Here is a 6,660-nt window from a genome sequence, read left to right on the forward strand (position 1 = left end):
TCACAAGATACCTGCGCATACTTTCAAAGAACCCGGGAATCGGCCTCAACGCCTTCTTCCACCTGCCCCGCGTTTCCGCTGGAGCGAGCCGCCCATTATAGCCAGCCCTTACGCTTCGTCAACACCTTTGCAGGACGCCAACTCCGCCGCTCCAACCCGCCCACAAGGGCTTCCCGTCGAAGCGAGCCGCCTATTATGGCAGCCTTTCCCAGTACGTCAACACCTTCTTGGCGGACCGGAAACCTCCCGCATCAGAGTGAAACCTTGCCGCGGATGCGGCGCCCTGAAGCGAAGGGGCGCAAGTATGCGACCTGCCGCGGCAATTGGGAAGAGGCCCGGCGACCGCGCCGCCCTCTCAATGCCGCCCTCATGTGGATGGCCGCACGGGCATCGGCCCTCAGCCGCCCGGATGCGCCGTCTCCACCGGCACTCCCAGCTCCCGCGCCACCCGCGCGACGCTGACCTGGCCGCCACCGTGGCGTGCGAGCAGGTAGCCGGCGGCGACCCAGCCGCTCCGCTCGCCGTGGCGCACATTGCACCAGCTGGCATCGGCCAGGCAGCGCTGCACCTCGACGGTGCTGCCCGCCGGCAGCACGGCCACCCGCTGTGCGCGCACATCGGGAGCGCTGCGCAGGTTCAGGCCACTGCCGGCAACCCGCGCCGGCGGCTCGACGCGCCGCGGCTGGACCCACAGGACGCCCGCGACAATGGCGAGGGCGGCGGCGAAACGCAGGAGGGGACGTGCCATGAGCGTGATCTGCTGGACGAGCGCCCATGCTTAGCGCGCCACGCCCGCATCGCCGCTGAACGCAGGCCGCCGCCCGGCCTCAGGCGGCCATTCCGCTGTGGCGCAGCAGCGCGTCGATCTGCGGTGCGCGGCCACGGAAGGCCTGGAAGTTCTCCGCCGCGCTGCGGCTGCCGCCCCGCGACAGCACCTCGGCCCGGAAGCGCGCGCCGGTCTCGGCAATCTGGCTGGGCGCCTCTTCGAATGCCGCGTAGGCGTCGGCACTGAGCACCTCGGCCCATTTGTAGCTGTAGTAGCCCGCCGCGTAGCCGCCCGCGAAGATATGGCTGAACTGGTTGGGGAAGCGGTTCCAGGCCGGCGGGACATTGACCGCCACCTCCGCGCGTACCCGCTCCAGCAGCTGCAGCACGCTCTCCTGCTCCGGCTGGTAACGGCTGTGCAGCAGCATGTCGAACAAGCCGAACTCCAGCTGGCGCACGGTGAACATGCCGCTCTGGAAGTTCCTCGCCGTGTGCATCCGCTCGAACAGCTCGCGCGGCAGCGGCGCGCCGCTGACCGCATGCGCACTCATCGCCTGCAACTGGTCCCATTCCCAGCAGAAGTTCTCCATGAACTGGCTGGGCAGCTCCACCGCATCCCACTCCACGCCGTTGATGCCGGCCACCGCCAGTTCGCCGACGCGGGTCAGCAGCTGATGCAGGCCATGGCCCATTTCGTGGAAGAGCGTGGTGACCTCGCTGTGACTGAAGGTCGCGGGCTGGCCGTCACGGCCACGGCCGAAATTGCAGACCAGGTACACCAGCGGGGTCTGCACTCCGGCGGCGGTGACGCGCCGGTTGCGGCAGTCGTCCATCCACGCGCCACCGCGCTTGCCTTCGCGGGCATACAGATCCAGGTAGAACTGGCCGACCAGGGCCCCCTCGGCATCCACCAGCCGGTAGAAGCGCGCATCCGCGTGCCATACCGGCGCACTGTCCGGCTCCACCTTCAGCCCGTACAGCCGCTCGATGATGCCGAACAGGCCGGCCAGCACACGGGGTTCGGTGAAGTACGGCTTCACCTCCTGCTCGGAATAACGATAGCGGGCCTGCTTGAGCTTCTCGGCCACGTACGCCAGGTCCCAGGCCTGCAGCGACGCGATGCCCAACTGCTCGCGCGCGAACGCTTCCAGCTCACTGCGGTCGCGCTGCGCGTGGGGCCTGGCGCGGGTCGCGAGATCGCGCAGGAAGTCCAGCACCTGCTGTGCGCTGTCGGCCATCTTGGTGGCGACGGAATATTCGGCGTAGTTGTCGAAGCCCAGCAGTTCCGCCAGCTCGGCGCGAACGGCGAGGATGCGCGCGATGTTGCCGGTATTGTCCAGCGAAGGGTCGCCGAACTCCGACGCGCGCACCGCATGCGCGTGGTACAGCCGCTCGCGCAGCGCGCGGTCGTCGGCATAGGTCTGTACCGGCAGGTAGCACGGCATCTGCAGGGTCAGCTTGAAGCCGCCACGCCCCTCCTCCCGCGCCGCGTCGCGGGCGGCCGCGACGACATCGGCCGGCAGGCCCGACAGTTCGCCGGCGTCGTCCACGTACAACGCGAACGCAGCGGTGGCATCCAGCACGTTCTGCGAAAAGGCCGCCTGCAACCCGGACAGCGCTTCCTGCAGCTCGGCGAGGCGCGCCTTGCCGGCGGCATCCAGCTCGGCACCGCCCAGGCGGAAATCGCGCAGCGCATTGTCCAGCGCCCTGCGCCGGGCGTCGTCGAACGCGGCAGCCTCTGGAGCCGCGGCCAGGGCCTTGTACTGCGCATACAGGGCCGGGTTCTGTGCCAGCGCGCTGCCGAAGCGACTGATCTTCGGCAGGTTCGCGTTGTAGGCCTCGCGCAGCGCTGCGGTATCGGCCACCGCCTGCAGGTGGGCGACCTGGCCCCAGGCCCGCGACAGCCGCTCGGTGGCATCGTCCAGCGGCACCACGAAGGTCTCCCAGCTCACCGGCGCCACGCTCTCGGCGGCCTTCACCGCAGCGTCCGCCTCGGCCAGCAGGGCATCGATGGCCGGGCCGACATGCTCGGGGCGGATTTCGTCGAAACGCGGCAGGCCGGAAAAATCGAGCAGGGGATTGGTGTTCATGCAGATCCTGGAAGCGGTTCCGGCACGGCCGGCATCAGCTCCGATATGGCGACGGTTCCAGCCAGGCACAAGGCAGTTCCGGCAGGCCATGGCCGGCGACCGCCGCGGCGATGGCGGCATCGGCGGCCTCGACCTCGATGCCCTGGCGCGCGTACCAGGCCGGGTCGTAGTAGCTGTGCGCGTAGCGCTCGCCGGCATCGCAGAGGATGGTGACGATGGCGCCGTCGCGGCCGGCCTCCCGCATCTGCTGGGCCGCATACAGCACGCCGATGAAGTTGGTGCCGGTGGAGCCGCCGACGCGGCGCCCGAGCGTGGCGCTGACATGGCGCATGGCGGCCAGGCTCAAGGCGTCGGGCACCTTGACCATCGCATCCACGCAGGTCGGGATGAAGCTGCGTTCCACCCGCGGACGGCCGATGCCCTCCACCCGCGAGCCGCCCTCGCAGGCCATGTCGCGCCAGTCGGCGCCGGCCAGCGCCGCGCAGTAGCCGTCGTAGAACACCGACACTTCGGGGTCCACGCACAGGATCAGGGTGTCGTGCCGGCGGTAGCTGACGTACCGCCCCAGGGTGGCCGCGGTACCGCCGGTCCCCGGGCTGCAGACGATCCAGTCCGGCACCGGATGCGGTTCCTCGGCCATCTGCTTGAAGATCGACTCGGCGATGTTGTTGTTGGCCCGCCAGTCGGTGGCCCGCTCGGCATAGGTGAACTGGTCCATGAAGTGGCCGCCGGTCTCGCGCGCCAGGCGCTCCGACTCGGCGTTCAGCTGGCAGGCGCGCTCGACCAAGTGGCAGCGGCCGCCATGGAACTCGATGGCGGCGATCTTCTCCGGCGACGTCCCGGCCGGGATCACCGCGATGAACGGCAGCCCCAGCAGACGCGCGAAATAGGCTTCGGACACCGCCGTCGAACCGCTGGACGCCTCGATCACCGGGCAGCCTTCGCGCAGCCAGCCGTTGGCCAGCGCGTACAGGAACAGCGACCGCGCCAGGCGGTGCTTGAGGCTGCCGGTGGGATGGCTGGACTCGTCCTTCAGGTAGACATCGATGCCCGGGAAGCCGGGCAGGTCCATCGGGATCAGGTGGGTATCGGCCGACCGGTTGAAATCGGCCTCGATCTTGTGGATGGCTGCCGCCACCCAGGCGCGCTGGGACATGGATCGCCGCTTCACTGTGGGCTCCCGGGCGATTCTACTTCGGACCGCGCCGTCCCGCCGCCGGCCGCGCACGGCAGCGGACGAGGGTGGTATGGTGCGGATCCCCGGCCCCTCGTCCGTGCCCGTGTCCCGCATCCTGCTGCCCCTGCTGCTCTGCCTCTCCCTGCTCGCCAGTGCGGTCGGGTCGGTGTGGATGGCCACGGCGATGGCGATGCCGGCGGCAACGGTCGTCCAGGTGGCCGAGCACGCCTGCTGCCATGCCGATGAGGGAATGGAGGAAGCCGCCGACGCGCCCGCCCCGTCCCACTGCGACGGCAACGGGCACTGCGACTGCACGCAGCATTGCGGTTCGCTGATCGCCCCCGCGCCCGTGCAGTTCCGCCTGTCGCCGCGCTCGCTCGACCCCGTGCCCGCCCTGCCCGCCCCCGTCGGCGTGCGCCCGGACCAGCTCAACCGCCCTCCCATCGCCTGACCCGGCCGTGACCGGCGCCCCGGGCCCGCCCCGGCGCCGGCCCACCGCTGCGAGGGCGCCCCGACGCGCGCCCCGGGCAGCCCGTGCCTCCCGTTCCGGCCACACCGGAGCCGGAGAAGAACGGCTGCCGCCGCGCGCCACGGGATGCTCCCGCACGCACGATCCCCTGCGTACCGCCGCCCTGCACCGGGCGGCAGCTGGAGTCCAGATGAAAACCGATCTACCCGACGATCCGCGCCCGACCCTGTCCCGGCGCCGCTTCGTCCAGGGGCTGGCCGTGGGCGGCGTCGTCGCCGGCGCCGGCCTGTGGCACCCCTCCGACGCGCTCGCCCTGCCGGTCCGCGCAACCCCCGCCACCGAACTGCGCGGTACCGACCTGAGCCTGGCCATCGGCCGCTCGAGCGTCGACTTCACCGGCCGCGCGCGCGGCGCCATCACCGTGAACGGCTCGTTGCCGGCGCCGACGCTGCGCTGGCGCGAAGGCGACACCGTCGCCATCCGCGTGGCCAACACGCTCGCCGGCGAGATGACCTCGATCCATTGGCACGGCATCCTGCTGCCGGCCAACATGGACGGCGTCCCCGGCCTGAGCTTCGACGGCATCGCACCGGGCGAAGCCTTCCAGTACCGCTTCCAGCTGCGCCAGTCCGGCACCTACTGGTACCACAGCCACTCGCTGTTCCAGGAACAGGCCGGCCTGTACGGCGCACTGGTGATCGATCCGCTGGAGCCGCCGCCGTACCGCTTCGACCGCGAGCACGTGGTGCTGCTGTCGGACTGGACCGACATCGATCCGGCCGCGCTCTACCGGCGCATGAAGAAGATGCCGATGCACGACAACACCTACCAGCGCACGGTGGGGGACTTCCTGCGCGACGCGCGGCGTGACGGCCTGGACGCCACCCTCGCCGACCGCGGCATGTGGGGACGCATGCGGATGACCCCCTCGGACATCTCCGACATCAACGCCCACAGCTACACCTACCTGATGAACGGTACCGCGCCGGCCGGCAACTGGACCGGGCTGTTCCGCCACGGCGAGAAGGTGCTTCTGCGCTTCATCAACGGCTCGGCGATGACCTATTTCGACGTGCGCATTCCCGGGCTGAAGATGACCGTGGTGGCCGCCGACGGCCAGTACATCCACCCGGTGAGCGTGGACGAGTTCCGCATCGCGGTGGCCGAGACCTTCGACGTGATCGTCGAGCCGGCGGGCCAGGACGCCTTCACCCTGTTCGCGCAGGACATGGCCCGCACCGGCCACGCCTGCGGCACGCTGGCCGTGCGCCACGGGCTGCAGGCACCGGTGCCGGCACGGGATCCGCGCCCGCTGCTGACCATGGCCGACATGGCCCACGACCATGAGGGCGGCCACGGTGGCGGCCACGGCACCGCGGAAACGGCGCACGGCGCGCACGATGCGCATGCCGGCCATGGGGGATCGGGCGGGCACGCGCCGAACCACCCGGCCGGCGAACGCGGCAACCCGCTGGTGGACATGCAGAGCGCGGCCAGCTCGCCGCGCCTGGACGATCCCGGTATCGGCCTGCGCGACAACGGCCGCAAGGTCCTGGCCTACGCCGACATGCGCTCGCTGTTCGAGGACCCGGACGGGCGCGAACCAGGCCGCGAGATCGAACTGCACCTGACCGGGCACATGGAGAAGTTCGCCTGGAACTTCGACGGCATCCCGTTCGCCGGCGCCGAGCCGTTGCGGCTGAACTACGGCGAGCGCATGCGCATCGTGCTGGTCAACGACACGATGATGTCGCACCCGATCCACCTGCACGGCGTCTGGAGCGACCTGGAGGATGCCGACGGCCGCTTCCAGGTACGCAAGCACACCGTCGACATGCCGCCGGGCACGCGCCGCAGCTACCGCGTCCGCGCCGACGCCCTGGGCCGCTGGGCCTTCCACTGCCACCTGCTGTACCACATGGAAGCAGGCATGATGCGCGAAGTGAGGATCGAAGCATGAAGACCACGACCCGGTCCCTGCTGTACCTCGCCCTCGCCTCGGCCACCGGCAGCACCCTCGCGCAGGACCCGCATGCGGGCCTTCACGGCCATGAGGCCGCCACGGCACCCGCGCCGCACGCGGGCCATGCACCGGTCGCCGCCCAAGCCGCGGAGAACGACCCGCATGCCAGCCATGCACCGCAGCACGGTGCCGTCGG

The 6,660-nt window shown here is 70.5% G+C and carries 6 protein-coding genes; 3 read left to right on the plus strand and 3 right to left on the minus strand.

All coding sequences use genetic code 11. The annotated features are described in order from the left end of the window. Positions 1 to 397: 397 nt before the first annotated feature. The 3 genes from K5L01_RS11330 to K5L01_RS11340 form a co-directional block, all read right to left on the minus strand. On the minus strand, positions 398 to 748 hold the full coding sequence (locus K5L01_RS11330; protein ID WP_250064618.1) for an SH3 domain-containing protein: 351 nt from the start codon (positions 746 to 748) through the stop codon (positions 398 to 400). Positions 749 to 827: 79 nt separating this feature from the next. Beyond that, positions 828 to 2,855, minus strand: coding sequence for a M3 family metallopeptidase (locus tag K5L01_RS11335; protein WP_250064619.1), 2,028 nt, complete (start codon positions 2,853 to 2,855; stop codon positions 828 to 830). A gap of 34 nt (positions 2,856 to 2,889) precedes the next feature. Further along, the gene (locus K5L01_RS11340) at positions 2,890 to 4,011 is read right to left on the minus strand and encodes a PLP-dependent cysteine synthase family protein (RefSeq protein ID WP_250064620.1); all 1,122 of its coding nucleotides are present in this window, start codon (positions 4,009 to 4,011) and stop codon (positions 2,890 to 2,892) included. 118 nt (positions 4,012 to 4,129) lie between these two features. Here K5L01_RS11340 and K5L01_RS11345 point away from each other — a divergent pair, with 118 nt between their 5' ends. The 3 genes from K5L01_RS11345 to K5L01_RS11355 form a co-directional block, all read left to right on the plus strand. Next, positions 4,130 to 4,483, plus strand: a complete 354-nt coding sequence (locus K5L01_RS11345) for a CopL family metal-binding regulatory protein (RefSeq protein ID WP_250064621.1) — start codon at positions 4,130 to 4,132, stop codon at positions 4,481 to 4,483. A gap of 208 nt (positions 4,484 to 4,691) precedes the next feature. Continuing rightward, on the plus strand, positions 4,692 to 6,461 hold the full coding sequence (locus K5L01_RS11350) for a copper resistance system multicopper oxidase (RefSeq protein WP_250064622.1): 1,770 nt from the start codon (positions 4,692 to 4,694) through the stop codon (positions 6,459 to 6,461). Further along, positions 6,458 to 6,660 (plus strand): hypothetical protein (locus K5L01_RS11355; protein WP_250064623.1); only part of this gene is annotated, 203 nt, incomplete at its 3' end. The genes K5L01_RS11350 and K5L01_RS11355, both read left to right, overlap by 4 nt.

Source organism: Stenotrophomonas mori (assembly GCF_023556335.1).
In the GTDB taxonomy this organism is placed as follows: Bacteria; Pseudomonadota; Gammaproteobacteria; order Xanthomonadales; family Xanthomonadaceae; genus Stenotrophomonas; species Stenotrophomonas mori.

Bases quoted from the DNA above. Each gene is read 5' to 3' on its own strand.
- K5L01_RS11350 (WP_250064622.1), top strand. From the start codon at position 4,692: ATGAAAACCGATCTACCCGACGATCCGCGCCCGACCCTGTCCCGGCGC.
- K5L01_RS11335 (WP_250064619.1), bottom strand. From the start codon at position 2,855: ATGAACACCAATCCCCTGCTCGATTTTTCCGGCCTGCCGCGTTTCGAC.
- K5L01_RS11340 (WP_250064620.1), bottom strand. From the start codon at position 4,011: ATGTCCCAGCGCGCCTGGGTGGCGGCAGCCATCCACAAGATCGAGGCC.
- K5L01_RS11330 (WP_250064618.1), bottom strand. From the start codon at position 748: ATGGCACGTCCCCTCCTGCGTTTCGCCGCCGCCCTCGCCATTGTCGCG.